The sequence below is a fragment of the Pseudomonas salmasensis genome, assembly GCF_014268375.2.
GTDB lineage: Bacteria > Pseudomonadota > Gammaproteobacteria > Pseudomonadales > Pseudomonadaceae > Aquipseudomonas > Aquipseudomonas salmasensis.
Genome location: NZ_CP077083.1, coordinates 5,157,502 through 5,184,047 on the forward strand (window position 1 = coordinate 5,157,502; position 26,546 = coordinate 5,184,047).

The 26,546-nt window shown below is 59.9% G+C and carries 28 protein-coding genes and 1 tRNA gene; 19 read left to right on the forward strand and 10 right to left on the reverse strand.

Annotation, left to right across the window (positions count from 1 at the left end):
• Nucleotides 1–7 precede the first annotated feature (7 nt).
• A complete protein-coding gene (locus HU731_RS23150; protein WP_014717362.1) occupies nucleotides 8–262 on the forward strand; it encodes an FAD assembly factor SdhE in 255 nt (84 codons plus the stop codon).
• Entirely contained in the window at nucleotides 246–692 is a 447-nt protein-coding gene (locus HU731_RS23155; protein ID WP_186605763.1) for a protein YgfX, read from the forward strand. The genes HU731_RS23150 and HU731_RS23155 overlap by 17 nt, the downstream gene beginning before the upstream one ends.
• Here the strand turns inward: HU731_RS23155 and nadB are convergent.
• Nucleotides 661–2,277 carry an L-aspartate oxidase gene (gene nadB / locus HU731_RS23160; RefSeq protein ID WP_032892985.1) on the reverse strand — a complete coding sequence of 539 codons (1,617 nt, stop codon included), beginning with the start codon at nucleotides 2,275–2,277 and terminating at the stop codon, nucleotides 661–663. The genes HU731_RS23155 and nadB overlap by 32 nt on opposite strands.
• Before the next feature lie 459 nt (nucleotides 2,278–2,736).
• Here nadB and rpoE point away from each other — a divergent pair, with 459 nt between their 5' ends.
• The 4 genes from rpoE (at nucleotide 2,737) to HU731_RS23180 (ending at nucleotide 6,585) form a co-directional block, all read left to right on the forward strand.
• Nucleotides 2,737–3,318 (forward strand): RNA polymerase sigma factor RpoE/AlgU, encoded by a 582-nt coding sequence (rpoE, locus tag HU731_RS23165; RefSeq protein WP_003172477.1) that lies wholly within the window; start codon nucleotides 2,737–2,739, stop codon nucleotides 3,316–3,318.
• A 32-nt stretch (nucleotides 3,319–3,350) separates the two neighbouring features.
• Nucleotides 3,351–3,938 (forward strand): sigma-E factor negative regulatory protein, encoded by a 588-nt coding sequence (locus tag HU731_RS23170; protein WP_032892984.1) that lies wholly within the window; start codon nucleotides 3,351–3,353, stop codon nucleotides 3,936–3,938.
• 16 nt (nucleotides 3,939–3,954) lie between these two features.
• Complete coding sequence (locus tag HU731_RS23175; protein ID WP_186605771.1) at nucleotides 3,955–4,914, forward strand: MucB/RseB family sigma factor regulatory protein; 960 nt, start codon at nucleotides 3,955–3,957, stop codon at nucleotides 4,912–4,914.
• 234 nt (nucleotides 4,915–5,148) lie between these two features.
• Entirely contained in the window at nucleotides 5,149–6,585 is a 1,437-nt protein-coding gene (locus HU731_RS23180; RefSeq protein WP_014717365.1) for a DegQ family serine endoprotease, read from the forward strand.
• 68 nt (nucleotides 6,586–6,653) lie between these two features.
• Here HU731_RS23180 and HU731_RS23185 read toward each other — a convergent pair whose 3' ends face one another.
• Entirely contained in the window at nucleotides 6,654–8,087 is a 1,434-nt protein-coding gene (locus HU731_RS23185; RefSeq protein ID WP_186605773.1) for a M48 family metalloprotease, read from the reverse strand.
• Between the two features lie 95 nt (nucleotides 8,088–8,182).
• Here HU731_RS23185 and HU731_RS23190 point away from each other — a divergent pair, with 95 nt between their 5' ends.
• Nucleotides 8,183–8,422: a sulfurtransferase TusA family protein gene (locus HU731_RS23190; RefSeq protein WP_186605775.1), complete on the forward strand. Its 240-nt coding sequence runs from the start codon at nucleotides 8,183–8,185 to the stop codon at nucleotides 8,420–8,422.
• A gap of 680 nt (nucleotides 8,423–9,102) precedes the next feature.
• On the opposite strand, the gene HU731_RS23195 is transcribed toward HU731_RS23190, so the two are convergent.
• Both HU731_RS23195 and HU731_RS23200 read right to left on the reverse strand, forming a co-directional pair.
• The gene (locus tag HU731_RS23195; protein WP_057701165.1) at nucleotides 9,103–9,576 is read right to left on the reverse strand and encodes a peroxiredoxin; all 474 of its coding nucleotides are present in this window, start codon (nucleotides 9,574–9,576) and stop codon (nucleotides 9,103–9,105) included.
• Nucleotides 9,577–9,590: 14 nt separating this feature from the next.
• Nucleotides 9,591–10,151, reverse strand: a complete 561-nt coding sequence (locus tag HU731_RS23200; RefSeq protein ID WP_003189463.1) for a glycine cleavage system transcriptional repressor — start codon at nucleotides 10,149–10,151, stop codon at nucleotides 9,591–9,593.
• Between the two features lie 262 nt (nucleotides 10,152–10,413).
• Here HU731_RS23200 and dapA point away from each other — a divergent pair, with 262 nt between their 5' ends.
• The 5 genes from dapA to HU731_RS23225 all read left to right on the forward strand — a co-directional run bounded on the left by dapA (nucleotide 10,414) and on the right by HU731_RS23225 (nucleotide 14,102).
• Nucleotides 10,414–11,292 (forward strand): 4-hydroxy-tetrahydrodipicolinate synthase, encoded by an 879-nt coding sequence (gene dapA, locus HU731_RS23205; protein WP_014717368.1) that lies wholly within the window; start codon nucleotides 10,414–10,416, stop codon nucleotides 11,290–11,292.
• Between the two features lie 17 nt (nucleotides 11,293–11,309).
• Nucleotides 11,310–12,425 carry an NlpB/DapX family lipoprotein gene (gene bamC / locus HU731_RS23210; protein ID WP_186605777.1) on the forward strand — a complete coding sequence of 372 codons (1,116 nt, stop codon included), beginning with the start codon at nucleotides 11,310–11,312 and terminating at the stop codon, nucleotides 12,423–12,425.
• 4 nt (nucleotides 12,426–12,429) lie between these two features.
• Nucleotides 12,430–13,188: an MBL fold metallo-hydrolase gene (locus HU731_RS23215; RefSeq protein WP_186605779.1), complete on the forward strand. Its 759-nt coding sequence runs from the start codon at nucleotides 12,430–12,432 to the stop codon at nucleotides 13,186–13,188.
• Between the two features lie 27 nt (nucleotides 13,189–13,215).
• The gene (gene purC / locus HU731_RS23220; RefSeq protein WP_027604309.1) at nucleotides 13,216–13,929 is read left to right on the forward strand and encodes a phosphoribosylaminoimidazolesuccinocarboxamide synthase; all 714 of its coding nucleotides are present in this window, start codon (nucleotides 13,216–13,218) and stop codon (nucleotides 13,927–13,929) included.
• An 83-nt stretch (nucleotides 13,930–14,012) separates the two neighbouring features.
• Nucleotides 14,013–14,102, forward strand: a tRNA-Ser gene (locus HU731_RS23225).
• A gap of 95 nt (nucleotides 14,103–14,197) precedes the next feature.
• Here the strand turns inward: HU731_RS23225 and HU731_RS23230 are convergent.
• Complete coding sequence (locus HU731_RS23230) at nucleotides 14,198–14,491, reverse strand: type II toxin-antitoxin system RelE family toxin (protein WP_186605787.1); 294 nt, start codon at nucleotides 14,489–14,491, stop codon at nucleotides 14,198–14,200.
• On the reverse strand, nucleotides 14,481–14,720 hold the full coding sequence (locus HU731_RS23235) for a type II toxin-antitoxin system RelB/DinJ family antitoxin (protein ID WP_020301039.1): 240 nt from the start codon (nucleotides 14,718–14,720) through the stop codon (nucleotides 14,481–14,483). The genes HU731_RS23230 and HU731_RS23235 overlap by 11 nt, the downstream gene beginning before the upstream one ends.
• Nucleotides 14,721–15,362: 642 nt before the next feature.
• On the opposite strand from HU731_RS23235, the gene HU731_RS23240 reads away from it, so the two are divergent.
• Nucleotides 15,363–15,614: a DUF6124 family protein gene (locus HU731_RS23240; protein WP_057701154.1), complete on the forward strand. Its 252-nt coding sequence runs from the start codon at nucleotides 15,363–15,365 to the stop codon at nucleotides 15,612–15,614.
• A 72-nt stretch (nucleotides 15,615–15,686) separates the two neighbouring features.
• Here HU731_RS23240 and HU731_RS23245 read toward each other — a convergent pair whose 3' ends face one another.
• Together HU731_RS23245 and HU731_RS23250 are read right to left on the reverse strand one after the other, a co-directional pair.
• Entirely contained in the window at nucleotides 15,687–16,913 is a 1,227-nt protein-coding gene (locus HU731_RS23245) for an MFS transporter (protein WP_056791672.1), read from the reverse strand.
• A gap of 137 nt (nucleotides 16,914–17,050) precedes the next feature.
• Nucleotides 17,051–17,992 carry a LysR family transcriptional regulator gene (locus HU731_RS23250; protein ID WP_186605789.1) on the reverse strand — a complete coding sequence of 314 codons (942 nt, stop codon included), beginning with the start codon at nucleotides 17,990–17,992 and terminating at the stop codon, nucleotides 17,051–17,053.
• Between the two features lie 156 nt (nucleotides 17,993–18,148).
• Here HU731_RS23250 and HU731_RS23255 point away from each other — a divergent pair, with 156 nt between their 5' ends.
• From HU731_RS23255 to HU731_RS23270, 4 genes are all read left to right on the forward strand, one after another.
• Nucleotides 18,149–19,465 (forward strand): MFS transporter, encoded by a 1,317-nt coding sequence (locus HU731_RS23255; protein ID WP_186605791.1) that lies wholly within the window; start codon nucleotides 18,149–18,151, stop codon nucleotides 19,463–19,465.
• An 11-nt stretch (nucleotides 19,466–19,476) separates the two neighbouring features.
• Nucleotides 19,477–20,709: a Zn-dependent hydrolase gene (locus HU731_RS23260; protein ID WP_186605793.1), complete on the forward strand. Its 1,233-nt coding sequence runs from the start codon at nucleotides 19,477–19,479 to the stop codon at nucleotides 20,707–20,709.
• Nucleotides 20,710–20,782: 73 nt separating this feature from the next.
• A complete protein-coding gene (locus tag HU731_RS23265) occupies nucleotides 20,783–21,820 on the forward strand; it encodes a histone deacetylase family protein (protein WP_186605802.1) in 1,038 nt (345 codons plus the stop codon).
• A gap of 362 nt (nucleotides 21,821–22,182) precedes the next feature.
• Nucleotides 22,183–23,085, forward strand: a complete 903-nt coding sequence (locus HU731_RS23270; RefSeq protein WP_032897556.1) for a LysR family transcriptional regulator — start codon at nucleotides 22,183–22,185, stop codon at nucleotides 23,083–23,085.
• On the opposite strand, the gene HU731_RS23275 is transcribed toward HU731_RS23270, so the two are convergent.
• Together HU731_RS23275 and HU731_RS23280 are read right to left on the reverse strand one after the other, a co-directional pair.
• Nucleotides 23,077–23,835 carry a substrate-binding domain-containing protein gene (locus HU731_RS23275; protein ID WP_186605804.1) on the reverse strand — a complete coding sequence of 253 codons (759 nt, stop codon included), beginning with the start codon at nucleotides 23,833–23,835 and terminating at the stop codon, nucleotides 23,077–23,079. The two genes, HU731_RS23270 and HU731_RS23275, sit on opposite strands and share 9 nt — an antisense overlap.
• Nucleotides 23,832–25,139 carry an MFS transporter gene (locus HU731_RS23280; protein ID WP_186605806.1) on the reverse strand — a complete coding sequence of 436 codons (1,308 nt, stop codon included), beginning with the start codon at nucleotides 25,137–25,139 and terminating at the stop codon, nucleotides 23,832–23,834. Before HU731_RS23280 ends, HU731_RS23275 begins: the two co-directional genes overlap by 4 nt.
• Before the next feature lie 197 nt (nucleotides 25,140–25,336).
• Between HU731_RS23280 and HU731_RS23285 the strand changes: the two genes are divergently transcribed.
• Both HU731_RS23285 and HU731_RS23290 read left to right on the forward strand, forming a co-directional pair.
• Nucleotides 25,337–25,483, forward strand: coding sequence for a hypothetical protein (locus HU731_RS23285; protein WP_186605808.1), 147 nt, complete (start codon nucleotides 25,337–25,339; stop codon nucleotides 25,481–25,483).
• Between the two features lie 138 nt (nucleotides 25,484–25,621).
• Nucleotides 25,622–26,545 (forward strand): LysR substrate-binding domain-containing protein, encoded by a 924-nt coding sequence (locus HU731_RS23290; protein WP_014717462.1) that lies wholly within the window; start codon nucleotides 25,622–25,624, stop codon nucleotides 26,543–26,545.
• The last annotated feature ends 1 nt before the right edge of the window (nucleotide 26,546 follow it).

Below are 26,546 nucleotides of genomic sequence, written 5' to 3' on the forward strand. Positions count from 1 at the left end.
GGGCTCCATGGTCGAAGATGTAGAAATCAATCGCCTCTACTGGCACAGCCGTCGCGGCATGCTGGAGCTGGATGTGTTGCTGGTGCCTTTCACCAAAGAGGTGTACGCGACGCTCAATCAGGTGGACCGCGACCTCTACGTCAGGTTGCTTACGTGCGAAGACCAGGACATGTTTGGCTGGTTCATGGAGCGCGCCGAATCCGAAGACCCGGAGCTGCAGCGCATGGTTCGGATGATCCTGGACCGTGTCCAGCCCAAGTAATCGTTTCGAATGCCGCTGGCAGGCCTCGCGGCTGTTGCTGGCGGCCTATGTGCTTGCCCAACTGATCGCGCTGGGCAGCCTGCTGGTTCTAAACCTGCCTTACTCAAGCCTGGGCATCCTGTTATGCCTGGCTCATTGTGCCTGGGTGTTACCGCGGCAAATCCTGCTCACTCACCGTTCGTCGATTCGCGGCCTGCGCCGTGACGACGATGGCTGGCAATTATGGAGCGCCGCACGCGGCTGGCACCCTGTGCAACTGCGGCCCGACAGCCTGGCGTTGCCGCTGATCGTGGTATTGCGTTACCGGGTGCAGGGTGAGTGGCGCGTGCGCTCAATCTGCGTGCCCAAGGATGCGCAGGCCGCCGATGTGCACCGGCGCCTGCGGGTACGCCTGAAGTTCAGCCGCCGTAGGTGGTTGGCACCAGGATAGTGTCGCGCGCTTCGGGCAGCATCTGGGGGTAGTCGAGGGTGTAATGCAGGCCGCGGCTTTCCTTGCGTTCCATGGCTGAACGAATCATCAGCTCGGCCACCTGGGCCAGGTTGCGCAATTCGATCAGGTCGCGGCTGACCTTATAGTTGCTGTAGAACTCATCGATCTCATCCAGCAGCAAGCGCACCCGGTGCTGCGCTCGTTGCAGACGTTTGTTGGTGCGCACGATGCCCACATAGTCCCACATGAAGCGCCGCAGCTCGTCCCAGTTGTGGGCGATGATCACGTCCTCGTCCGAATCGGTGACCTGGCTCGCGTCCCAGCGGGGCAGGGCGGCCGGTACCGGGATGCGCGGCAGTTGCTCCAGAATGTCCGCTGCCGCCGAGCGCGCATACACGAAGCATTCGAGCAGTGAATTGCTGGCCATGCGGTTGGCGCCGTGCAGGCCGGTGAAGCTGGTTTCGCCGATGGCGTACAGGCCTGGCACGTCGGTGCGGCCATGCTGGTCGACCATTACGCCCCCGCAGGTGTAGTGCGCGGCCGGCACCACGGGGATCGGGCCCTTGGTGATGTCGATATTGAAGGTCAGGCAGCGTTCGTAGACGGTCGGGAAGTGGGTCTTGATGAAGGCTTCGGGCTTGTGGCTGATGTCCAGGTACACGCAGTCGATACCCAGGCGCTTCATTTCGTGGTCGATGGCGCGAGCGACGATATCGCGCGGCGCCAGTTCGGCACGTGGGTCGAAGCGCTGCATGAAGCGCTCGCCATTAGGCAGCTTCAAATGTGCGCCTTCGCCGCGCAGTGCTTCGGTGATCAGGAAGCTCTTGGCCTGCGGGTGATACAGACACGTGGGGTGGAACTGGTTGAATTCCAGGTTGGCGACCCGGCAGCCCGAGCGCCAGGCCATCGCAATGCCGTCGCCGCAGGCACCGTCGGGGTTGCTGGTATAGAGGTAGACCTTGGCGGCGCCGCCCGAGGCGAGAATGGTGAAACGTGCGCCATAGGTATCGACTTCACCGCTGGTGCGGTTGAGTACGTAGGCGCCCAGACAGCGCTCGCCCGGCAAGCCCAGGCGTTTTTCGGTGATCAGGTCGACGGCGACGCGCTGCTCCAGCAATTGGATATTGGGGCGTTGGCGCGCCTGCTCGAGCAGGGTCTTGAAAATCGCGGCCCCGGTGGCATCGGCGGCGTGAATGATTCGGCGATGGCTGTGGCCGCCTTCGCGGGTCAGGTGGAACTCAAAGCCGCCGTCGTCGCTGCCGGCATGTTCATCACGGGTGAAGGGCACACCTTGGTCGATCAACCATTGGATGGCCTCCCGGCTGTGCTCGACGGTGAAGCGCACGGCGTCTTCATTGCACAGGCCGCCGCCGGCGTTGAGGGTGTCTTCGACGTGGGATTGCACGGTGTCGGTGTCATCCAGCACTGCAGCAACGCCGCCCTGGGCCCAGAAGGTCGAGCCGTTGGCCAAGTCGCCTTTGCTCAAAACCGCTATACGCAAATGGCTGGGCAGGGTCAGGGCCAGGCTCAAGCCGGCGGCGCCGCTGCCGATTACGAGGACATCGTGTTGAAACTGTTGGCTCATTTGACGGATTCCGCAAAAAGCGATCCAAAGGGGGCGCAAACAGGACGCCTGGATCGGCGAATCAAAGGGTCACACGGGCCACTAGTATATAGAGGGGTGGAGCGGCACAATAGCCACGCCTTCGTGGCATTGTGAGATTATGCTGCGCAGCTTTGGGAAACGGCCGGTTGGCGGGACGGGAACTTTTTGCATAAGCCCCGACTCAATAGCAGGTTGCCCGAAAGCTGGGAAAACGTTGAGTTTATTGGCCCGTCGGGTGCATTGGACGCGTCACGAAACCGGCGACAAGATTATTCGCGCAGCCGGCACCGACCGTGCTGCGTTTTTCGTGTGTGCCAAATCAGTGCGTGCCGGAAACTTGCTTGAAGGGGGAGAACTTTTGCGAAAAGCCCGAGTCTATGTTTGCAAGCCTGATCGTTTAGTTATGCAAGCCTCCTTCAAGTACAACGAGGAGTGTTCATGCTAACCCAGGAAGAGGATCAGCAGCTGGTCGAGCGCGTACAGCGCGGTGATAAGCGAGCATTTGATCTGCTAGTGCTGAAATACCAGCACAAAATTCTCGGGTTGATCGTGCGGTTTGTGCACGACACCCATGAAGCGCAGGACGTTGCACAGGAAGCCTTTATCAAGGCTTACCGTGCACTTGGAAATTTCCGCGGTGACAGTGCGTTTTACACGTGGCTATACCGCATCGCCATTAACACGGCGAAAAACTATCTGGTGTCACGCGGTCGCCGCCCACCAGACAGTGATGTCAGTTCAGAAGATGCTGAATTCTACGATGGTGATCACGGCCTCAAAGATCTCGAGTCGCCGGAGCGTGCATTGCTGCGCGACGAGATCGAAGGCACCGTCCATCGCACTATTCAGCAACTGCCAGAAGATTTGCGTACGGCGTTAACTTTACGTGAATTCGATGGTCTGAGTTACGAAGACATTGCGAGCGTCATGCAATGTCCGGTGGGGACTGTGAGGTCACGGATTTTCCGGGCCCGGGAAGCCATCGACAAAGCCTTGCAACCGTTGTTGCAGGAAAACTAAAGACAGCGGCGACAGCCAAGAGAGGAACCGCCATGAGTCGTGATGCCCTGCAGGAATCGCTGTCCGCAGTGATGGATAACGAAGCGGATGAACTGGAACTTCGTCGAGTGCTCAATGCATTTGATGACGCCCAAACCCGTGATACCTGGTCTCGTTACCAAGTCGCTCGGGCGGTGATGCACAAGGATCTCCTAATCCCTCGTCTGGATATTGCTGCGGCCGTTTCTGCTGCACTGGCTGATGAAGCCGTTCCGGCAAAAGCCTCGCGTGGTCCATGGCGCAGCCTGGGTCGTCTGGCAGTGGCCGCTTCGGTGACCGTTGCTGTGTTGGCAGGTGTTCGCCTGTACAACCAGGACGAGATCGCAGGCAACGAGCTGGCCCAACAGACTCAGCAGCCGGTCATGGCCGGTCCGCAAGTCAAAGGCCCTGCCGTGCTGGCTGGCTACAAGGAAAGCACCGATACCACCGGCCCTATGGCCAATGGTGTACTTCAGGGGCAATCCGGCTGGCAAGATCAGCGCCTTCCAGGCTACCTGCGTCAACATGCGCAGGAATCGGCCGCCAAAGGCACTGAAAGCGCTCTGCCATACGCTCGTGCAGCAAGCCAGGAAAACCGCTGATTCGCTAAGGAGCCCTATGCGCGCCATACCGCTCCTTGCGCTTTTGCTCAGTAGTTGGTTTGCACTATCCGCCCATGCCGATGAAGCCCAAGACTGGCTGACTCGACTTGGGCGTGCAGAGCAGCAGCAAAGCTTTGAAGGTACGTTTGTCTACGAACGTAACGGCAGTTTTTCCACACATGACATCTGGCACCGTGTCCAGGAGGGTCATGTCCGTGAACGCTTGTTGCAACTGGACGGGTCCGCCCAGGAAGCGTTTCGGGTAGATGGCCGGGCGCAATGCGTCAGTGGCAGGTTGGTTGCCAACCTCGGTCATTCTTCTGATGCACCCTCGCGTATTCTTGATCCCAAAAAACTTACCCCATTCTATGAACTGGCCGTCATTGGCAAATCCCGCGTGGCTGGTCGTAATGCGGTGATTGTGTCGATCAGCCCGCGTGACCCCTACCGTTATGGGTTTGAATTACACTTGGATCGTGAGACTGCGCTGCCGCTCAAGTCCTTGCTGCTCAACGATCAGGGGCAGTTGTTGGAGCGTTTTCAGTTTACGCGCCTGGATCCCTCGGCCATTCCTTCTGACCATGACTTGCAGCCCAGCAGCGACTGTTCACCGGTAACAATGTCCGCCGCTAAAGCACCTGACCTATCTGCCACGCAAAGGTGGCACCTGGACTGGCTACCGCCTGGTTTCCAACAGATCAGCAGCGCTACGCGCAAAGATCCCCAAACGAAATCTACCGTCGACAGCCTGATGTATGACGATGGGCTCGCGCGTTTTTCGGTGTTTCTCGAGTCGGCCAGTGGCGCTGACGTGAATGAAACCCGCGCTCAGCTTGGGCCAACCGTGGCGGTCTCGCGGCGCTTGAATACGGTGGATGGCGAAATGATGGTCACGGTGGTCGGCGAAATTCCCATCGGCACTGCTGAGCGCATCGCGTTGTCGGTGCGTGGTGAAAAGGCCGCTGCCAAGCCCTGAGATTGTTAATCTTATGTTCATCCTGTTCTTTCAATCTGAGCCCGAATGTCGTTGGGCGCTGGGTGTATGAAATCTCTGGATCAGCATTTTCACTTGCAAAAACTTCCCATGTTTTTTATAGGTCAGGGTTTGATGGCTCTGGCCTTGTTTGTTCGCGGAACAAAAATGCCGGTCGCAGTACCCGGCGTTTATTGAACCCTGTCGCTTAACCCTGCTCGTCGTAACGGGAGCTGTATGTCGATACCACGTTTGAAGTCTTACTTATCCATAGTCGCCACAGTGCTGGTGCTGGGTCAGGCCTTACCTGCGCAAGCGGTCGAGTTGCCTGACTTCACCCAGCTGGTGGAGCAGGCCTCGCCTGCCGTGGTGAACATCAGTACCACGCAGAAGCTGCCGGATCGCAAGGTCTCGAACCAGCAGATGCCCGACCTGGAAGGCTTGCCGCCCATGCTGCGCGAGTTCTTCGAGCGAGGGATGCCGCAACCGCGCTCCCCCCGTGGCGGTGGCGGCCAGCGCGAAGCCCAATCCCTGGGCTCCGGCTTCATCATTTCGCCTGATGGCTATATCCTCACCAACAACCACGTGATTGCCGATGCCGACGAGATTCTCGTGCGCCTGGCCGATCGCAGTGAACTCAAGGCCAAGCTGATTGGCACCGATCCACGTTCCGACGTGGCGTTGCTTAAAATCGATGGCAAGGATTTACCGGTGCTTAAACTGGGCAAGTCCCAGGATCTGAAGGCCGGTCAGTGGGTGGTCGCGATCGGTTCGCCGTTCGGCTTTGACCACACCGTTACCCAAGGCATCGTCAGCGCCATCGGTCGCAGCCTGCCAAACGAAAACTACGTGCCGTTCATCCAGACCGACGTGCCGATCAACCCGGGTAACTCCGGTGGCCCGCTGTTCAACCTGGCCGGCGAAGTGGTGGGGATCAACTCGCAGATCTACACCCGCTCCGGTGGCTTCATGGGCGTGTCCTTCGCGATCCCGATCGATGTGGCCATGGACGTCTCCAATCAGCTTAAAAGCGGCGGCAAGGTCAGCCGCGGCTGGTTGGGCGTGGTTATCCAGGAAGTGAACAAGGACCTGGCTGAGTCCTTCGGTCTCGACAAGCCGGCCGGTGCCCTGGTTGCGCAGATTCAGGACAATGGCCCTGCGGCCAAAGGCGGCCTGAAAGTGGGTGACGTCATCCTGAGCATGAACGGCCAGCCGATCATCATGTCGGCGGACTTGCCTCATTTGGTCGGCGCGCTCAAGGCCGGCGGCAAAGCCAAGCTGGAAGTGATTCGTGATGGCAAGCGCCAGAACGTCGAACTGACCGTTGGGGCAATTCCGGAAGAAGGCGCGACCCTGGATGCCTTGGGCAACGCCAAGCCAGGTGCCGAGCGCAGCAGTAACCGCCTGGGTATCGCCGTGGTTGAACTGACCGCCGAGCAGAAGAAAACCTTCGACCTGCAAAGCGGTGTAGTGATCAAGGAAGTTCAGGACGGCCCAGCCGCCTTGATCGGCCTGCAACCGGGTGATGTGATCACTCACTTGAACAACCAGGCAATTGACACCACCAAGGAATTCGCCGACATCGCCAAGGCGTTGCCGAAGAATCGCTCGGTGTCGATGCGCGTCCTGCGTCAAGGCCGTGCCAGCTTCATCACCTTCAAGCTAGCCGAGTAATCCGCTAGCCCCATAAAAAAGCCCCGCTGCCGGTTAACGGCAGCGGGGCTTTTTTGTGGGCGGCGGGTTCAGCTCATCATGCCTTTTACCAGGCGCTCTTGTTCGATCAGTTCACGCTGACGGGCGTCGATGCGTGAGGACAGCGGGAAGTTACTGCCCGCGCGCCGCTTGGCAAAGTCCAACTGCTGGATGGCTTGCTGGAAATCCCCCACCAGTGCGAAATATTCGGCGCGGGCCTGATGCAGGCCAATGATGTTGCCGGACAAGCCGCGAGTTTCGGCGACCTGATACCACACGTCTGGATCGTCCGGGCGCGACTTGAGCAGCCCGTCCAGCGCCTTTTCTGCATCGGCGGTACGGTTCTGTTTAAGCAGCAGGTCGACTCGTACCTGGTTCAGCGGATAGTTGCTGGGGTACTGGGTGAGCATGCGGTCGGTGCGTTGCTGTGCATCCGGCATGCGGTTGCTGATGATGTCCAGTTCGATTTGGGCCAGGTTGTAGGTGATGTCGTTGGGCGCCTTGGCCAGCAGCGGCGCCAGGCTTTCCCGTGCTTCCTTGAGTTGGGTGCCCTTGATCTGGGCGATGGCCAGGCCATAGCGCGCCACGTCGTTTTTAGGGTTCTCATCCAACTGCGCCTGGAAGCGCTTGGCGGCCAGGCCAGGTGTGTCTTCGTACTTGAGCTGTACCCGTGCGCGAATCAGTTGATAGCGCAGGCTGTCTTCCTTGCCGCCGGGTTTGGCTTGTTCGGCGCGGTTGCGGGTGTCGGCGATACGCGATTCGGTGACCGGGTGAGTCAGCAGGAACTCCGGCGGCTTGGCGTCGAAACGGTATTGGCGCATCAACCGTTCGAACATGGTGGGCATGGAGCGCGGGTCGTAGCCGGCTTTTTCCAGGTTGAGGATGCCGATGCGGTCGGCCTCTTGCTCGTTCTGGCGGGAGAAGCGGCGCTGTTCCTGGATCGCGGCGGCTTGTGAGCCGGCAATCGCGGCGATACCGGCATCGCCGGCACCCGCAGCGGCAGCGATAATGCCGCCAAGCAGGGCAGCCATCATCGGCAGTTGCATGCGTGATTGCGCTTCCACGCCTCGGGCGAAGTGGCGTTGAGACAAGTGCGCCAGTTCGTGGGCCAGTACCGACGCGTATTCGCCTTCGGTCTGTGCATTGAGGAACAAACCGCCGTTGACCCCGACGATCCCACCCGGAGCCGCAAAGGCGTTGAGCTGTGGGCTGTTGATCAGGATAAATTCCAGGCGCCGGTCATTGACCTGGCTGGTCTCCACCAGCTTGTACACGCTGGTTTCGACGTAATCCTTGAGTTGCGGGTCATTGAGTTGCGAGACCTGGCCGCGCAGGTAAGCCAGCCAAGCGCGGCCCAGTTGGTATTCCTGTTGCGGCGAGACAATGGCAGAACTGGCATCACCAAGTGACGGCAGGTCGTCAGCGAAGGCCGGGGAGGCCAGCAGGCAGGCCAGCGTCAGCAGGGTAGGGCGCAAAAAAGTCATGCACAAAGCCTTTCGACAAAGAGCTTACTGTAGCCGGACACTGAGCTTGGGACCAGATATTCTAAGCAGCCCAAATGTTTGCCTGGAGTAACACCATGATCGACGTTGTAGCCTGTGACGCCGAACTCGACGCCAGCGGTCTGAACTGCCCGTTGCCCTTGCTCAAGGCCAAGCTGGAGCTCAATCGATTGGCCAGCGGCGCGGTGCTTAAAGTGACCGCCACCGATGCAGGCTCCCAGCGTGACTTCCGCACTTTTGCCAGGTTGGCGGGCCATACGCTGGTTCGGGAAGAAGAGGCTGCTGGCGTGTACTGCTATTGGTTGCGAAAGGCCTGAAGGCTTTACGAGGCAAGGTATCTACACAACTTCGGTACCAAGCTGACCCCTGTGGCGAGGGAGCTTGCTCCCGTGACGACCTGACAGCCGATGCTTGTCTATCTGACCCACCACGATCCAAATGTGGGAGCTGGCTTGCCTGCGAAGACGGCCTGACAGCCGACATCTATCTACCTGACACCCTGCGATCAAACTGTGGGAGCTGGCTTGCCTGCGATGACAGCCTGCCAGCCGCCCCCTATCTACCTGACACCCCACGATCAAACTGTGGGAGCGGGCTTGCTCGCGAAGGCGGCCTGACAGTCAACACTGTTGGATTGTGTATATATCCATTGCTGCGGTAACGGCCACTTAGGGTTCCGCTCTGACAGCGGGTCACTTTTGGAAAAGAGCCCCAAAAGTAACCAAAAGGGCTCTTGCCCCACCACTCGGCACCTCGCTTAGGCTCGGTGTGCCCGTAATCCGCCAGTGATTTGGGGGGCCGCCGCCACGCGCCATCCATGGCGCGGGGCGGCTAAACCGGCATCCCTGCCGGTTTACCCCCCAAATCACTGTCGAATTCCGGCCAGCGTGGTTTGACGGGGCGCTTAAGATCAAAAGCAGATCAAGAGCGACTCGCTTCGCATCGTGGTTGCCGTGTGCTGCTACAGCCCACAAAGTCTATGCTTATCGAGGCAAGATCAAGCCTTATTGAGCGCCTGCGCTGCCGCCAAAACCGCATCAACATGCCCCGGCACTTTCACGCCACGCCATTCCTGACGCAGCACACCTTGGCTGTCGATCAGGAAGGTGCTGCGATCCACGCCCAGGTATTCCTTGCCGTACAGCTTCTTCAACTTGATCACATCAAACAGTTGGCAGACCGCTTCGTCCTTATCGCTGATCAGCTCGAAGGGGAACGCTTGCTTGCCCTTGAAGTTCTCGTGGGACTTCACGCTGTCACGCGACACGCCGAACACTTCGGTATTGGCGGCCTTGAACGCGGCGTACTGGTCACGAAACCCCTGGCCTTCGGTGGTGCAGCCTGGGGTGCTGTCCTTGGGGTAAAAGTAGATCACCACTTGCTTGCCCTTAAGGGCTGCGAGGCTGAAGGTCTGGCCGCTGGTGGCCTGGGCTTCGAAATCGGCCACGGGTGTGTCGATGGCTACCGGCATAGAGAGGTCTTTCCTTACATGGGGTTCTGTGGGCGCCATGGCTCGATCAATGCGTCGAGGTTCAAGGCATCGGCGAAATCCAGGAACTGGTCGCGCAGCCAGCTGATCTGTACGCCGGCCGGCAAAGTCACGGTAAAGGTGGCATTGAGCATGGTGCCGCCGGTTTGTGGCGCCTGGTAGGTGTCACAGGTGAGGTTTTCCAGCTCGACGTTATGGTCGATAAAGAACTGGCACAGCTCGTTGACGATGTCCGAGCGGTAGGCCGAGCTGACATACGCTACGTAAGGCAGGGCCTGAGGGCGGTTTTCCAGGGCGGCGCTGCGTACCACATTGACAGTGAAGTCATGCTTCTTGGCCAGGCCCGGCAGGCCCGTTTCCAGGCGCGCCAAGGCATCCCAGGAGCCAGAAATCTGCAGGACCAGCGCACTGCACTCGCCATGGCGGGTGAGGCGGGAGGTCACGACGGCGCAGCGGTTCTCATGGCTGGCGCGGCACAGCACGTTGGTCAGCTCCATGGGGTTGGCGCCGAGGGCACTGATAACAAGGAATTGTTCGCGAACTGTGGGGGTGGACATGCAGCCTTCCTAAAGCGATGAGCGGTCGATACCGTGTGGGCGGTATCGATCAAAGGATCAAGGGTAGCGAAAAGCGTCGCCAAGGGCTAGGAGGTGGCGTTTTCATTGCGTGATCAACCGGCTTCGGGCGGTGCTTTGGCCCAATGATGGCATTGCCCGACGTTTAGTTGCGCCAGAACGCATCCTCACGCGGTACTTCGCTTGTACAAGCATCTTGGCGCCAGTACCATTACGGCTCTCTTTTTCCGGCAGGAGCGGTTGCATGATTGCGGGCAGTATGGTGGCACTGGTCACACCCATGGATGCACAAGGTCGTCTCGACTGGGACAGCCTGGGCAAACTGGTGGACTTCCACCTGCAAGAGGGCACCAACGCCATTGTGGCGGTCGGCACCACAGGTGAATCGGCCACCCTCGATGTGGAAGAACACATCCAGGTGATCGAGTTCGTGGTCAAGCGCGTGGCGGGCCGCATTGCCGTGATCGCCGGTACGGGCGCCAACTCGACGCGTGAAGCGATCGAGCTGACCAAGAACGCCAAGAAGGCCGGCGCCGACGCTTGCCTGCTGGTAACCCCGTACTACAACAAGCCGACCCAGGAAGGCTTGTACCAGCACTTCAAAGCCATCGCCGAAGCCGTGCAGATCCCGCAGATCCTCTATAACGTACCGGGTCGCACCGCGTGCGACATGAAGGCCGAGACCGTGATCCGCCTGTCCACCGTGCCGAACATCATCGGCATCAAGGAAGCCACCGGCGACCTGCAGCGCGCCAAGGACATCCTGGCCGGCGTGAGCAGCGACTTCCTGGTGTATTCCGGTGACGACGCCACCGCTGTCGAGCTGATCCTGCTGGGTGGCAAGGGCAACATCTCCGTGACTGCCAACGTGGCCCCGCGCGCCATGAGCGATATGTGTGCCGCCGCCATCGCCGGCGATGCAGCCACTGCTCGTGCAATCCACGAGAAGCTGATGCCGCTCAACAAGACACTCTTTATCGAATCCAATCCTATTCCCGTGAAGTGGGCGCTGTTTGAGATGGGCCTGATGCCGGACGGTATCCGTCTGCCGCTCACCCGCCTCAGCGAAGCCTGTCACGAACCGCTGCGACAGGCCCTGCGCCAGTCCGGCGTCCTGGTTTAATTGAGGAAGCACTACGCATGAAGCGATTGGCCGGACTTTCCGCACTTGCCTTGATTATCTCCAGCACCAGTGGCTGCGGTTGGGTATGGGGCCCGGAAGGCTACTTCCGTGACCGCGGCAGCGATTACCTGGAAGCGCAAGCAACCAAACCGATGCAACTGCCGCCTGATGTCAATGTCGCCAAGCGCCTTGACCCGTTGCTGCCGATCCCACGCAACGTTGCCGACGACACGGTCAAGGGTGAGTACGTAGTGCCACGCCCACAGCCGATCATGGCCGTGGCCGATGCCAGCGACTACAGCCTGCAAAAAAGCGGCGACAACCGCTGGATCGTGGCTCAGCGCCCACCTGCCGAAGTCTGGCCGGTGGCGGTGCAGTTCTTCCAAGACAACGGTTTCCGCCTTGACCAGCAACGCCCACAGACCGGCGAGTTCACCACCGCGTGGCAGCAAGGTCGTGAGCTGTCCGCCAACATGGCCCAGCGCCTGCTGGCGGGCGGTGTAGCCGCCGACAGCGAAGCCCGTGTGCGTGTGCGCATCGAGCCTGGCTCGCAGCGCAACACCAGCGAAGTCTATGTAGTGAGCGCCGAGCGGCCTGCCGGCAGCACGGCTGACGTCGACTTCACCCCGCGTTCGGTCAACACCGGCGTGGACGCCGCGCTGGTCGACGAGATGCTGGCCAGCATGAGCCGTATCTCCGAGAAGGGCGGTTCGGTCTCCCTGCTCGCCGCCCGTGATTACGACACCCCTAGCCGCGTCAGCCTCACCGAAGACGGCAGCGGCAACGTCGTGCTGAACCTGGGTGAAGACCTTGACCGCGCCTGGGCCAGTGTTGGCCGCGCGTTGGAGCAGGGCCCTTGGCGCGTTGAAGACATCAACCGCAGCCTGGGCCTGTACTACATCAACGTGGCTGAAAAGGCCGAGAAGAAAGACGACGAGCCAGGTTTCTTCGGCAAATTGTTCGGCAGCGCGCCGACCAAGGAAGAGATCGAAACCCGTGCCGAGCGTTACCAGGTTCGTTTGAGCAAGGTGGGCGAAAGCGTGCAAGTTACCGTCGAGAAGAACATCAACACCGTCGCGCCAGCTGAAACAGCGCGCAAAGTGTTGGGCGTGATTCAAGACAACCTGGGCTGATCCGATGCGTTTTGCCGTTCTCGGCAGCGGTAGCCAAGGGAACGGTACGCTGGTCGCCCATGATGACACGTACGTGCTGGTCGATTGTGGTTTCTCCCTGCGGGAAACCGAGCGGCGCCTGTTGCGCCTGGGGGTTCACCCCACGCAACTGAGCGCGATTCTGGTAACCCACGAACATGCCGACCATGTTCATGGCGTGGGTTTGCTGTCTCGGCGCTACAATTTACCGGTGTACTTGAGTCGCGGCACGTTGCGCGGGATGCGCAAACCCATTGAACCTGCTGGCTTCCTGGCCGGTGGTGAGCAACTGCACATTGGCGCCTTGAGCATCAATGTTGTTGCGGTCGCTCATGATGCCCAGGAGCCGACGCAATATGTATTCAGTGACGGTGAGCGGCGCTTCGGTGTGCTCACCGATCTGGGTTCTTATTGCGCCAAGGTGCTGGAGGGTTACCGGGACCTCGATGCCTTGATGATCGAGTCCAACCACTGCCGAGACCTGCTGGCACGCGGTCATTACCCTTATTTTCTCAAGCAGCGGGTGGGCGGCGAGCTGGGACATTTGAACAACCACCAGGCCGCATACCTGGTGTATGAGTTGGGCTGGCAAGACCTGCAACACCTGGTCCTGGCTCACCTCAGCAGCAAGAACAACCTGCCGACGCTTGCCCGGCAATGTTTTGTCGACACCCTAGGGTGCGACCCGGACTGGCTGCAACTGGCCGATCAAGATTCAGGGCTCGACTGGCGACACATCGCCTAGCCCACCTTACTCAAAGCGGAGCCCATCATGGAAAAACGTGAAGAACTCTACCGCGGCAAAGCCAAGTCGGTGTACAAGACCGACGACGCCAACCGCCTGATCCTGCTGTTTCGCAACGACACCTCGGCGTTCGACGGCAAGCGCATCGAACAGCTTGACCGCAAAGGCATGGTGAACAACAAGTTCAACGCCTTCATCATGCAGAAACTCGAAGCGGCCGGTATCCCGACCCAATTCGACAAACTGCTGGGCGACAACGAATGCCTGGTCAAGAAGCTCGACATGATCCCGGTCGAGTGCGTCGTGCGTAACTACGCCGCCGGCAGCCTGGTCAAGCGTTTGGGCGTGGAAGAGGGCCTCAAGCTCAATCCTTACACCTTCGAACTGTTCCTGAAGGACGACGCCAAGGGCGACCCGTTCATCAACGAATCCCACGTCGTGGCGTTCGGTTGGGGCACCGCTGAGCAACTGGCGCGCATGAAGGAGTTGTCCCTCAAGGTCAACGACGTGCTGAGCAAGCTGTTCGACGACGCCGGCCTGTTGCTGGTGGACTTCAAGCTCGAATTCGGCGTATTCCACGACGGCTCCATCGTCCTGGGCGACGAATTCAGCCCGGACGGCTGCCGCCTGTGGGACAAGGACACCAAGAAGAAGATGGACAAAGACCGCTTCCGCCAAGGCCTCGGTGACGTGATCGAAGCCTACGAAGAAGTCGCCAAGCGCCTCGGCGTACCGCTGTAATCGACGCAAGCATCTGATAGCACGGAAAAAAATCGCTTCGGCGCTTTGCATCCATCAATCATGCTGTTATGATGCGCGCCGTTGGAGAGATGCCAGAGTGGCCGAATGGGACGGATTCGAAATCCGTTGTACCTTCACCGGTACCTAGGGTTCGAATCCCTATCTCTCCGCCATTACATAGAAAAAGCCCCGCAGCTGAATAAGCTGTGGGGCTTTTTCGTTTCCGGCCGTTATTAATGGCTGCTTCAGGGTTTTGTTGTAGTCCTGCCTAGCGCTGTTCAAGGCGCTCAGACGCTTTGCGATAAGCCTGATCACGCTCACGTTTATCGACGGCGACCACGAACACCGTAATTTCCTGCTCGATCACTTGATACACCAGCCTGTACCCGCTGCTACGCAGTTTGATCTTGTAGCAGTCAGGCAGGCGATGTAGGCGATTAGCTTCAATACGTGGGTTGTTCAGGATTTCGACCAGCTTCTTTTTGAGTTGCTGACGGAGGGTGTCACCGAGCTTTTGCCATTCCTTCAATGCACGCGCATCAAAATCAAGGCTATAGGTCATCCAAAGAAACCCTCACGCGTTGAGGCGACGCAAGGCGCTCACGTACCGTCGCCATCAAGGCTTCATCCTCTTCAGTCATCAGCACAGGCTTAAATGGCAGCTGGCCGCGCTCGGCAACATATTGCAACGCCTGGCGTATCAATTCGGAAGGGGTGACACCGAGTTTCTCCAGCTCCAGGTAGGCGCGAGTTTTCAGGTCGTCATCGATACGGATGTTGATAGATGCCAAGGGATAGCTCCTTATGTAATGACGTTGGTCATTACATTGGGGCAATCGGGTTTCATTGGCAAGTCTGTCTAGACATACGGCAATCGCTCTCATCTGTTGATCCTACTTTTTGGCCGTCGGCTTCGCCGGGCGCTTTTTATCGGTTTCTTTCACCGTTTCCCTTGGTCTTTTCTTTGCCTCTTGCTCTGTTACGTATTCACCTGTGACCGCATCGCGATATCTCGTTGGCATATAAGCATCCTTGACAGTATGCCGCCCCGGCGGCGACCTTTTTCAGGCTAGCTCAGAGGCTTATGCGCACAAGGTTTCCTGTGGGCATTCTGGTTACCAAGCTTTTCCGAAACAGGTGCTTACGTTATGCGGGTTCGGCGGTTTTCGAGCAGGGTTGCGTTGGCTGGGGTAGGGCGCTAACCTTCCGCCGTCGCCCTCATGGCGACCGGTTTTGACAGACTGATTTACAGGTGTACGACCTCCATGCGATTACAGCGTTTCTGCTGTGACGTTGTTTTATGGCGGCTGTGCGTGGGGCATCTTCGGGTGCGCCGGGTCCTGTATACCGGTCTGTCAACCCGCGCACAGCTGCCACCTGATCCTGTTTGACAGCGGGATGTGGCAGGTCCCATTGCATACAGGAGCTACACAATGAGCAATCTCGATTCTGATTCCGAATTTTTCCCGCGTAAAATATTCCATGTAGGCGCTGATGTCGGCACCGAAGAAGCCCTCACAAACGCCACCGAAATCCTGTCATCCGCCCTGCAAACCGCCTACCAATGCGCCGAAGATCCAGTCAGCACGCAGTCGCCCGTGATCATGGCCCTGGCTCAATTGATTGAGAACGCGCAAGCCCTGGTGGACGCTGTCCTCGAGCGTGATTTCCCCACGGCCAAATAAATACCTGCTCCTGAAACGAAAAAAGCCTGCTGAACTCAACGCTCAGCAGGCTTTTTTGCGACTACGACCCGGTCAGGCAGGCTGCGCCACTAAGCTATTGCTTACCTTACGGCCCAACACCAGCACGGTCGCAAACCCCAACCCCACCAACACAGTGGCCAGGCTCAACAACACCGCGCTGCCCATTTGGTCGACGATCCGTCCACCAAAGAATGAGCCCAGGGCAATGATCACTTGAAACAGCGCCACGAACAGCGGCATGCCTCGTTCTACATCCTTGGGCGCCACCACGAACATCCAGATACTGGCGCAGGCCGGGAAGGCGCCAAAGGCAAAGCCCCAGAGTGCGATCAGCACCACGGCGCCTGTCATACCGGTGGCGAAGTAGGGGAACAGGGCGGTGCTGGTCCCGATCATCAGTGCGACCAGTAGCAAGGTGTTGCGTACGCTGCGGTTGGCGGCGAAGCCGGCGAACACATTGCCCAGTACGCCTGCCACGCCATACAGCAGCAACAATGAGCCAATCGTCGGCCCGTCGAAGCCGGAGCTGTGCTTGAAGAACGGCGCGACATAGGTGTACGCAGCAAAGTGCGCCAAGCCGATCAACAGTACGGCGATCAACCCGACGCGCGCTTGTGGGTTGATAAACAGGGCCGGCAGGTCGCGTACCTCAATGGCCTTTTCCGGTTTGAGGCGCGGCAGCAGCAAGACTTGCGCCAGCAGCACCGGCACACCCACCAGCGCGGTGACCAGAAAGGTCATGCGCCAGCCCATCAGGCCGCTGAGCCAGGTGCCTACGGGCACGCCGAGTACGGTGGCCAGGGTCACGCCCATCATGATGATCGACGTGGCTTTTGCGACGCCGACGCCCTTGGGCGCCAGCCTGCCGCTGAGGGCGATGGCCGTGGCCCAGAAGCCGCCGATGCTGATGCCGAGCAATACCCGCCCGAACAGCAGCAGGCTGAAATCGGTGGCAAAGGCCACCACCCCGTTGGCGAGGATCATGACCAGCGTCAGGCCGATCAGCAGATAGCGGCGGTCCATGGCGCCAATGCCGACCGACAGCAACGGCGCGGCGAGGGCTGCCATGATGCCGGGCAGGGTCACCATCAGGCCGGCGTGGCCAGCACTGATGCCCAGGTCGCTGGCGACGTCGTTGAGTACGCCCACCGGCAGAAACTCGCTGGTCACCAGGGCAAAGGCACCCACGGCGACCGAAAGGATCGCCAGCCACTGCTGTTTGACGCTTTGTTGATTATGTTCGGGAAGGCCGTTAGAGGCCTGGCTCGCGCTTGGCATGGTGTGGGGTTCCAAGGTGAAAGTCGCCTGAAGTCAGACGCAGGAGAGGGAAGCTGGGGGCGATTATAGGAATCAGTGCTGGCAATCGAGCAGGCGCTCGTTTCGATAGTAATCATCAGTGCTATCGATGTGAGCAATCATTCGTCGGCCAACCGACTTAGAAGACACTCAATAAACACCCCCTCCGCCCGACTCATCTTCTGCTCCCGATTCCACAGCACGTGAATATCCACATCCGCAATGCCCTCATCCGGAGGCAGCCGCCAGAGCAGCCCGTTTTCCACATCCTCGGCCACCACATGCACCGGCAGGCATCCCAGGCCATACCCGGCAATCACCAAACGCCGCACTTCTTCCAGGCTGGATGACGACGCCACGATCCGCCCGCCGAACCCTTGCTGATCGCGAAAAATCGTCAGCGGCGAGAGCATTCCGCCGATCTGGTCGCTGGTAAAACTCACGAAGTTTTCCGACTGCAAGTCCCCTTCGACCAAGCCTGTGCGTCCGAACAAGGGGTGGTGTTTCCCACAAAAAAACGCATAGCGCTGACGCAGGAACAGGTGCTGTTCCAGGCGCGGCTGTGGCCGACGGTTGAGGCTCAGCCCCAGGGTTGCGGTTTTTTCCAGCAGGGCGGCGACGATGTCGGAGCTGCGCATCACTTCGACCTCCAGGTCTACCCGTGGGTGCTCGCGATGAAAGCCTGCGAGAAAGTCATCGAAAGTGTCTGAATTAATCCGGCTGATCATCAGCAAGCGCACCTTGCCGATCACTTCATCACCCGGCTTTTGCAGGGCGTTGCTCATCTGCGAGACCTGGCCGTACATCTCGCCGGCAATGGCGAAGATCTGTTCACCGGCCTCGGTAAGCACGAAGCGCGGGCCACGGCGCAGGATGAGCTGGCAATCGAGCTGTTCTTCCAGGCGCTTGAGCGCCTGGCTGATCGCCGGTTGTGTGAGGTGCAGGCGCGCGGCGGCGCGGCTGATGCTCAGTTCCTGGCCGATCACGCGGAAGGTGCGCAGCAGGTTCCAGTCCAGGCGGTCATTGAGCAGGGGGTGAATATTGCGACGGGATTCGGGCATGGGGTCGCTCGATAATAAGCAGTATTTATAATCAAGATAATAAATAGAAAATTGACTAATCATAGCCCCGGCCGAAAAATCGGGCTTAACAAGCGCCAACAGAGCGCCTCGGTTTGTCCTTCTCCTGCCAAAAAAATAACCAAAGGAGCCAGCCCCATGAAGCCTTCCGCTTCGCCGCAGCCTCGCCGTGCCGCGGCCGCCGCCTTTATCGGCACCATGATCGAGTGGTACGACTTTTACATCTATGCCACCGCTGCGGCGCTGGTGTTCGGTCAGCTGTTCTTCCCCTCAGACGATAAATTGTTCAGCACCATGGCCGCCTTCGGCACCTTCGCCGTGGGCTTTTTCGCGCGACCTTTGGGTGGCGTGGTGTTCGGTCATATCGGCGACCGCATCGGGCGCAAGAAGTCCCTGGTGATCACCCTCGTGATGATGGGCGTGGTGACGGTGTGCATCGGCCTGTTGCCGACCTATGCGCAGATCGGCGCTGCGGCCCCGGTGTTGCTGATTTTGCTGCGCGTGGTGCAGGGCATCGCGGTTGGTGGTGAGTGGGGTGGGGCGGTGTTGATGGCCGGGGAACATGCGCCAAAGGGGCGCCGTAACTTCTTTGCATCCTTTGCGCAGTTGGGCAGCCCGGCCGGGTTGATTCTTTCCTTGCTGGCGTTCAGCGCCGTCACCCGTCTGCCGGAAGAAGACCTGCTCAGCTGGGGCTGGCGCCTGCCGTTCCTGGCCAGTGCCTTGCTGCTGGTGGTCGGCCTGGCGATTCGCCTGGGTGTGAACGAGTCGCCGGAGTTCCTCGAAGACAAAGCCCTGGCGGAAAAAGCCCGCGCCATCAAGAAAGACCAAGCCCCTGTGCTGGAAGTGTTGAAGACGGCTTGGCGCCCACTGTTGTTGTGCATTGGCGCCAACACGTTGGGGATTGCCGGCGTGTATTTCACCAACACCTTCATGATTGCCTACAGCACTCAGCAATTGGACCTGCCGCGATCGCTGATCCTGGAATGCCTGTTCTTCGTGGCCATTATCCAGTTTTGCGTTCAGCCATTGGCCGCCTGGGTGGCGGAGAAGGTCGGTGCTACGCGGTTCCTGTGCGCCATGTGCGTACTGGCAATGGCTTCACCGTATCCGATGTTCGTCTTGGTCAGCAGCGGCCAGGCACCCTTGATCATCCTCGGCATTGCCTTGGCGGTGGTGTGCATGGCGTCGTTCTACGCCGTGATCGCAGGTTATGTCAGCGGCCTGTTTGAAACCCGTGTGCGCTACACCGCGATCTCCCTGGCTTACCAGGTATGCGGCGCGTTGGCCGGGGGCTTGACGCCGCTGATCGGTACCTGGCTGGCCCATCAATACCTAGGCCAATGGTGGCCGATGGCAGTGTTTTACAGCGTGATCGCGGCGGTTTCTTTGGTATGCGTGCTGGCCTTGTCCCGCCGCCACGCCACGGCCCACCGCCTGGAAATGGCACACAGTTAAGGGAGTCAGCAATGTTGAAGATTAATGGCGAGCGCCTGTGGCATAGCCTGATGGCCATGGCCGAGATCGGCGCGACGGCACGCGGTGGCAGCTGCCGTCTGGCATTGAGCGCTGAAGACAAGGCCGGTCGGGAGTTGTTCAGTCACTGGTGTAAAGCTGCTGGCCTGACGTTGAGCGTGGACGCTATCGGCAACCTGTTCGCTCGCCGCGCGGGTACTGACAATGACGCCGCCCCGGTGATGATGGGCAGCCACCTGGATACCCAGCCCGAAGGCGGGCGCTTTGATGGCGTGTACGGCGTGTTGGCTGGCCTGGAGGTGATCCGCAGCCTCGACGACCACCGCATCCAGACGCGCAAGCCGTTGGAAATTGCCGTGTGGACCAACGAGGAGGGCGCCCGTTTCACCCCAGCCATGCTGGGCTCGGCGGTATTCACCGGCACGCTCGCCCTGGACAAGGCACTGGCCACCGCCGATGTCGACGGTATCAGCGTGGCCGAGGCGTTGCGCACCACCGGCTACAACGGTGAGCGCCCGTTGGGTGGCGCAGTGGATGCGTATTTTGAGGCGCATATCGAGCAAGGCCCGATCCTGGAAGACAACGCCAACAGCATCGGCGTAGTCACCGGTGGTCAAGCGATTCGCTGGCTTGATGTAAGGGTTGAAGGTATGGCCGCGCACGCCGGCACCACGCCGATGCCGCTGCGTAAAGATGCGCTGTACGGCGCGGCGAAAATGATCCAGGCCCTGGAAAACCTCGCCGCCGATTTTGCCCCGCAGGGGCTCACCACGGTGGGTGAACTGAGCATCGCCAAGTCGTCGCGCAACACCATTCCCGGCTTGCTCAATTTTACCGTCGACCTGCGCCATCACCACGACTCCGATATCGACGCCATGGAGCAGCAAGTGCGTGCACGCCTGCAGGCAATCGCGGACCACCGTGGCCTGAGCGTCACCATCACGCCGCACTGGATCAGCCCGGCCACGCCGTTTGACGCCGAGTGCGTGGCCTGCGTGCAGGCTGCGGTCGACGGCTTGGGCTACAGCCAGCAGACCATCGTCAGCGGCGCCGGCCATGATGCGATTCACCTGGCGCGCTATTGCCCCACCGCGATGATCTTCATCCCCTGCGTCGGCGGCCTCAGCCACAACGAAGCCGAAGATGTCTTGCCCGACGATGTGCGCCAGGGCACCGATGTCTTGCTCAACGCCGTGTTGAAACGCGCCGGGCGCGTTCATTTCTAAAGGCCGACGCCGTACCCCTGTGGGAGCAGGCAAGCCAGCTCCCACAGGTGCCGTGTTTACTCAGGAGCATCTCATGAAGACGTTTTTCCACCCCGAACAACTCCTGCATCATCCACGCAACTACTACTCTCGCGGCCAGATGCGCACGCCCCAGGAGGTTCCCGAGCGTGCGCGCAACCTGCTGCAGGCTGCGCAAACCCTGGGCTTCGATATCCAGCAACCCACCGATTACGGCATGGACCCGTTGCTCGCTGTACACGGCGGCGCCTACCTGGCTTTTCTTCAAGAAGCTCACCAGCGCTGGAAAGAGATCCCCGAAGACTGGGGCGACGAAGTCATGTCCAACATCTTCGTGCGTGAACCCAATGCCCTGCGCGGCATCCTGGCCCAGGCTGCGCGCTACCTGGCCGATGGCAGTTGCCCGATCGGTGAGTTGACCTGGCGTTCGGCCTATTGGTCAGCCCAAAGCGCCGTTGCCACTGCCCAGGTCATCCTCGATGGCGCACCTGCCGCCTACGCCTTGTGCCGGCCCCCGGGCCATCACGCCCGCTTCGACGCGGCCGGTGGCTTCTGTTACATCAACAACGCGGCCGTGGCTGCGCAAGCGCTGCGCCAAGGTTTCCAGCGTGTCGCCGTGCTCGATACCGATATGCATCACGGGCAGGGCATCCAGGAAATTTTCTACGACCGCGATGACGTGCTGTATGTGTCGATCCACGGCGACCCGACCAACTTCTATCCTGGCGTGGCAGGCTTTGCCGAGGAAAAAGGCAACGGCGCCGGCGAAGGGTACAACCTCAACCTGCCGATGGCCCATGGTGCCAGCGAAGCGGTGTTCTTCGAAAAGCTGGAGCAGGCCCTGGCAGCGGTGAAGCTCTTCTCGGCGGATGTGCTGGTGTTGTCACTGGGCTTTGATATCTACGAGCTGGACCCCCAAAGCAAAGTCGCGGTGACGCGGGAAGGCTTTGCGCGGTTGGGGCAGTACATTCGAGGGCTGGGGTTGCCGTGCCTGATCGTGCAGGAGGGTGGTTATCACTTGGAGACGCTGGACAGTAACGCTCAGGCGTTTTTCAGTACGCCAACGGCCTGGAAGACGCTAAAAGCCTGCTGATCAGTGTTCAGCAGGCTTTTCAGTCCTTGTTGGGTGCTCGTTCTCATCTGCATGCAACGACGCCTACTCGACCATTGGCGTGATGCAAGAAGCAACTGATCGATGCCAATGCCCGGCGCCTCGTCGTCCATCCAGAAGGGGTAGGTTTCCATGAGTTGCTACGTCTCCAGTTGTGTAGGTCTGGCCCCAAGTATTGACCCGTTTTGGCGACCGCGTGGCCGCAGGCAGCCGATAACCTGCTGATATGTATGACTTCATATGTGTAACAGGATTATCTCGGCAGACCCTCTCGGCACACATGGCATCCCACCGGCTCCCAGACGATAATACTCGCCACCTCGACCACCTTTGGCCTGCCTCCCGTGATCATCAACTTCGACCTCAACGACCTCCAAGCCTTCCGCGCCGTGGTGGACAAGGGCAGTTTTCGTGGCGCTGCCGAGGCCATCCGTATCTCGCAACCGGCCCTCAGCCGGCGTATTGAAAAGCTCGAGTCCGCCCTGGATGTAAAGCTGTTCGAACGCACCACGCGGCGGGTCAGCCTGACCATGGTGGGCCGTGCATTTTTGCCCCAGGTCGAGCGCATGCTCGATGACCTCGACATCGCGCTGATGGGCATCAGTAACGTCGCCTCGACGCGCATGGGGAATGTCACCATCGCCTGCGTGCCGTCTACCGCGTACTACTTCATGCCCCACGTGATCTCCGAATTCCACAAGCTGTACCCGAAGATTCGCCTGCGGGTGTTGGATGCCAGTGCCGGCGAGGTGAGCAATGCGGTGGCCAGCGGCGAGGCGGACTTTGGTGTGAGTTTCAGCGGCAGCCTGGCCGATGAGGTGGAGTTCGAGTTGCTGTTGCAGGAGCGCTACGTGCTGGCCTGTCGGCGTGACCACCCGTTGGCTGGGCGTGACAGCGTGAGCTGGACCGAGGCCTATGAGCATGACTACATCGAGGTGGACAAGACGTCGGGCAACCGCTTCCTGCTCGACCAGGCCCTGCGAGGAGTGCGGGTGAAAAAGCCGAGTATCTGCGAGACGCACCACGTGACCACGATGATCGGGCTGGTGGAGGCGGGGTTGGGCGTAGCGATGGTGCCGTCGATTGCGATGCCGGCGCACACTCACCCGATTCTGGTCAGTGTGCCGCTGGTGGAGCCTCATGTGCTGCGCAATGTGGGCTTGATCAAGCGCCGCGGGCGGACGTTGCCACCGGCGGCGCTGGAGTTGGAGCGTTTGGTGCGGGAGATGCCGTTCCGGTCAGCGTGACACCGAGTCTAGGCCGGTGGATTGCACCTCCGGTTGGGCCTCGGGCGATGCCATGAACTGCAACAGCGCCTTGGCCCGCTCTGGGTGTTCGGCGTTCACCGGAATACCGGCGGCAAAACGGGTAACGGACTGCACGTCTTCCGGGATCTTGCCTACAAATGTCACGCCCTTGACCGGCAATAACTCCGCCACTTGCTGCAAGCCGACTTCGTAATCGCCCTTGGCTACCTGCTCGCCCACCGGCACGCGTTCGATCATGGTGCCTTTGGCCGGCATACCGAGTTTCTTGAACAACTCCTTCTCGACATACACGCCGCTGGCGCTATCGGAATAGGCCACCGACTTGGCTTTGCTCAGCACAGTCTTGAGCTCGGCATCGGTATTGATCGCAGGTTTGGCCGCACCTTCCTTCACCACCAGGCCGATCCGCGAGTCCGCCAATTCCACGCGGGAGGCGGGGTCGACTTTGCCTTGTTTGATCAGTTCATCCAGGGCATAGCCGACCATGATCACCACATCGGCGTGTTCACCACGGGCCAGGCGGTTGGGAATCGCTTCCGGCGCTTTGCCCATGGACGGGCCAAGGATGGTGTCGAGGGTATCCCCGCTTTGCTCGGCGTATTGCGGGCCGAGCAATTTATACGCGGCGGTGAAGCCGCCCGAGGTCATGACTTTGAGTTGTTCGGCCTGGGCTGATAGCGCCAGGGTGCCGAGGACGACAGCAGCGAGGGTCTTGAACAACGGCTTCATTGCGCGGCCTCCTGCATGACTTGGCCACGGGTGTTGGCGCGGCGATACAACGCCAGGGTCGAACATAAGGCACACAGCGCGGCGAAGATCATCCAGTACGCAGGTGAAGCCTTGTCTTCGGTGATGTGAATGAACCAGGTCGAAATTGCCGGGGTAAAGCCACCGAACACTGCCGTCGCCAGGCTGTAGGCCAGGGAGAAACCTGCCACGCGCACTTCCACCGGCATGATTTCGGTGAGCGCCGGGATCATCGCGCCGTTGTACATGCCATACAGGAACGAGAACCACAGCAGGGTTTCCAGCATGTGCGCAAAGCTGGGGGCGTTGACCACGTAGGACAGCGCTGGATAAGCCGTAAGGACAGTCAGCACCGTCATGGCGATCAGCACCGGTTTACGGCCGAAGCGGTCGCTTAACGTGCCGCCGATCGGCAGCCAGAAGAAGTTCGAAATCGCGACCAGCAAGGTCACCAGCAAGGCGTCCGAGGTGCTCAGGTGCAACACGGTTTTGCCGAAGGTCGGTGCGTACACAGTGATCAGGTAGAACGCGGTGGTGGTCATGGCCACCATCAGCATGCCGCCGATGACCACGGTCCAGTTCTCCACCAGGGTCGCCATCACTTCACGCATGGTCGGGCGATGTTTGCGGTTGGCGAACTCTTCGGTTTCCTGCAGGTTGCGACGCAGCACGAAGATAAACGGAATGATCACGCAACCGACGGCAAACGGAATACGCCAGCCCCAATCGGCCACCACCGCAGGTTCCATCCACACGTTCAGGCCATAACCCAGTGCCGCGGCGACGACGATGGAGACCTGCTGGCTGCCCGACTGCCAGCTGGTGTAGAAGCCTTTACGGCCCGGCGTGGCCATTTCGGACAGGTACACCGACACGCCACCCAGCTCCGCGCCCGCCGAGAAACCTTGCAGCAGGCGCCCCAATAGCACCAGAAACGGCGCCCATAGGCCAATGGTCTGATAACTCGGCACCAGCACGATCAGCAGCGTACCGCTGGCCATGATCGACAAGGTCACGATCAAGCCTTTGCGACGGCCCACGTCATCGATGTACGCACCCAGAATAATCGCGCCCAATGGCCGCATGAGGAAGCCCGCACCGAACACGGCGAAGGTCATCATTAATGACGCAAACTCATTAGCGGCCGGGAAGAACGCGGCGGCGATATAGGTGGCGTAGAAACCGAACAGGAAGAAGTCGAACTGCTCGAGGAAATTGCCCGAAGTAACGCGTAATACCGCGCCTACTTTCGAGGGGGCAGCCGCAGGCCGGGAAGGGGTCGTCATGGTTTTGTGTCTCCAGCGTTCTTTTTAAAGTGCTTGTTTCGCTTAAGACTTGGGATAGTGGCTGACACATTTAGAAATGATAAGTGACAAATTTGGATTGATTGATGTGTGTTGGCTATCAATCTGAGCCAGCTTCAAAACAGCCTGCGGTGTTCTATGCTTGAGGCTGGGTCCAATTTTCATGAGCGGAGGTCGCAATGGGGAACCAACAGAAGCCGCACAACGAGCCGGAGCGTGAAGAACCCCGGCGGCGGTGCGAAGACGAAAAACCGCAAACCTGGAAGCATCCGGACGACGGCACCGAGCTTTCCGAGCGTGACCAGGAGCGTCCGCTACAACCCTGATTTCAGGGGGGGTGCAATCCAATTGTGGGAGCGGGCTTGCTCCCACATGTTTTTACCGTCCCCAACCCATGTGCACATAGACGCAGCCCCACAGCCTTCCTAAACTGCCGCTTGTCTTGGGGAAAGGGGCAGGCGCCGATGAATCGCAATGAATTACGCAAGGCCGATATCAACCTGATGGTGGTCTTCGAAGCACTGATGCTCGAGCGCAATGTGACGCGGGTGGCGGAGAAGCTGTTTCTCGGCCAACCGACCATCAGCTCGGCCCTCAACCGCCTGCGTACCCTGTTCAACGACCCCCTGTTTATTCGTGTCGGCCATCGCATGGAGCCTACGGCTCGCGCCGAGGAGATTATCCAGCACCTGTCGCCGGCCTTGGATTCCCTGTCTTCGGCCCTGAGCCTGACCCATGATTTCGACCCGTCCATCAGCACCATGACTTTCCGCATCGGCCTGTCCGATGACGTGGAGTTCGGCCTGCTGCCACCCTTGCTGCGCGCCTTACGCCAGGAAGCGCCACAGGTGGTGTTTGTGGTGCAGCATGTGGACTACTGGCGCATTCCCGACCTGCTGGCTTCTGGCGACATTACCGTCGGCATCACCCAAACCCGCGGGCTGCCGGCGAATGCCAAGCGCAAGCTGTTGCGGCACATCCGCCCGTGCCTGCTGCGTGCCGATGCCTCGGACACACCGCTGACCCTCGACGAATATTGCGCACGGCCCCACGTGCTGGTGTCCCACACCGCCAACGTCGCCGGGTTTGCCGATGAGTGGCTGGCAGAGGTGGGCCGCAAACGCCATGTGGTGCTCTCGGTGCCGCAATACAGCTCATTGCCGGCCTTGCTTGCCGGCACCGACATGATCGCCAGCCTGCCGGATTACACCGCCCAGGCCATGGCCGCCAGCGGAAACCTGTTCTGCGAGCCGTTCCCGTTCGAAACCCCGACCCTGGATTTGTCCATGGTGTGGCTCAGCCACGTTGACACCGACCCGGCGGAACGCTGGATGCGCTCGCGGTTGGAGGCATTCATGAGTGATAGAGGGCTGGTGGCCAAGGCTTGAG

What these genes read in the sequence shown, in the direction of transcription:
- HU731_RS23150 (WP_014717362.1), top strand. Translation starts at nt 8, where the DNA reads ATGGTCGAAGATGTAGAAATCAATCGCCTCTACTGGCACAGCCGTCGC.
- nadB (WP_032892985.1), bottom strand. Translation starts at nt 2,277, where the DNA reads ATGAGCCAACAGTTTCAACACGATGTCCTCGTAATCGGCAGCGGCGCC.
- rpoE (WP_003172477.1), top strand. Translation starts at nt 2,737, where the DNA reads ATGCTAACCCAGGAAGAGGATCAGCAGCTGGTCGAGCGCGTACAGCGC.
- HU731_RS23170 (WP_032892984.1), top strand. Translation starts at nt 3,351, where the DNA reads ATGAGTCGTGATGCCCTGCAGGAATCGCTGTCCGCAGTGATGGATAAC.
- HU731_RS23175 (WP_186605771.1), top strand. Translation starts at nt 3,955, where the DNA reads ATGCGCGCCATACCGCTCCTTGCGCTTTTGCTCAGTAGTTGGTTTGCA.
- HU731_RS23180 (WP_014717365.1), top strand. Translation starts at nt 5,149, where the DNA reads ATGTCGATACCACGTTTGAAGTCTTACTTATCCATAGTCGCCACAGTG.
- HU731_RS23185 (WP_186605773.1), bottom strand. Translation starts at nt 8,087, where the DNA reads ATGACTTTTTTGCGCCCTACCCTGCTGACGCTGGCCTGCCTGCTGGCC.
- HU731_RS23190 (WP_186605775.1), top strand. Translation starts at nt 8,183, where the DNA reads ATGATCGACGTTGTAGCCTGTGACGCCGAACTCGACGCCAGCGGTCTG.
- HU731_RS23195 (WP_057701165.1), bottom strand. Translation starts at nt 9,576, where the DNA reads ATGCCGGTAGCCATCGACACACCCGTGGCCGATTTCGAAGCCCAGGCC.
- HU731_RS23200 (WP_003189463.1), bottom strand. Translation starts at nt 10,151, where the DNA reads ATGTCCACCCCCACAGTTCGCGAACAATTCCTTGTTATCAGTGCCCTC.
- dapA (WP_014717368.1), top strand. Translation starts at nt 10,414, where the DNA reads ATGATTGCGGGCAGTATGGTGGCACTGGTCACACCCATGGATGCACAA.
- bamC (WP_186605777.1), top strand. Translation starts at nt 11,310, where the DNA reads ATGAAGCGATTGGCCGGACTTTCCGCACTTGCCTTGATTATCTCCAGC.
- HU731_RS23215 (WP_186605779.1), top strand. Translation starts at nt 12,430, where the DNA reads ATGCGTTTTGCCGTTCTCGGCAGCGGTAGCCAAGGGAACGGTACGCTG.
- purC (WP_027604309.1), top strand. Translation starts at nt 13,216, where the DNA reads ATGGAAAAACGTGAAGAACTCTACCGCGGCAAAGCCAAGTCGGTGTAC.
- HU731_RS23230 (WP_186605787.1), bottom strand. Translation starts at nt 14,491, where the DNA reads ATGACCTATAGCCTTGATTTTGATGCGCGTGCATTGAAGGAATGGCAA.
- HU731_RS23240 (WP_057701154.1), top strand. Translation starts at nt 15,363, where the DNA reads ATGAGCAATCTCGATTCTGATTCCGAATTTTTCCCGCGTAAAATATTC.
- HU731_RS23245 (WP_056791672.1), bottom strand. Translation starts at nt 16,913, where the DNA reads ATGCCAAGCGCGAGCCAGGCCTCTAACGGCCTTCCCGAACATAATCAA.
- HU731_RS23250 (WP_186605789.1), bottom strand. Translation starts at nt 17,992, where the DNA reads ATGCCCGAATCCCGTCGCAATATTCACCCCCTGCTCAATGACCGCCTG.
- HU731_RS23255 (WP_186605791.1), top strand. Translation starts at nt 18,149, where the DNA reads ATGAAGCCTTCCGCTTCGCCGCAGCCTCGCCGTGCCGCGGCCGCCGCC.
- HU731_RS23260 (WP_186605793.1), top strand. Translation starts at nt 19,477, where the DNA reads ATGTTGAAGATTAATGGCGAGCGCCTGTGGCATAGCCTGATGGCCATG.
- HU731_RS23265 (WP_186605802.1), top strand. Translation starts at nt 20,783, where the DNA reads ATGAAGACGTTTTTCCACCCCGAACAACTCCTGCATCATCCACGCAAC.
- HU731_RS23275 (WP_186605804.1), bottom strand. Translation starts at nt 23,835, where the DNA reads ATGAAGCCGTTGTTCAAGACCCTCGCTGCTGTCGTCCTCGGCACCCTG.
- HU731_RS23280 (WP_186605806.1), bottom strand. Translation starts at nt 25,139, where the DNA reads ATGACGACCCCTTCCCGGCCTGCGGCTGCCCCCTCGAAAGTAGGCGCG.
- HU731_RS23285 (WP_186605808.1), top strand. Translation starts at nt 25,337, where the DNA reads ATGGGGAACCAACAGAAGCCGCACAACGAGCCGGAGCGTGAAGAACCC.
- HU731_RS23290 (WP_014717462.1), top strand. Translation starts at nt 25,622, where the DNA reads ATGAATCGCAATGAATTACGCAAGGCCGATATCAACCTGATGGTGGTC.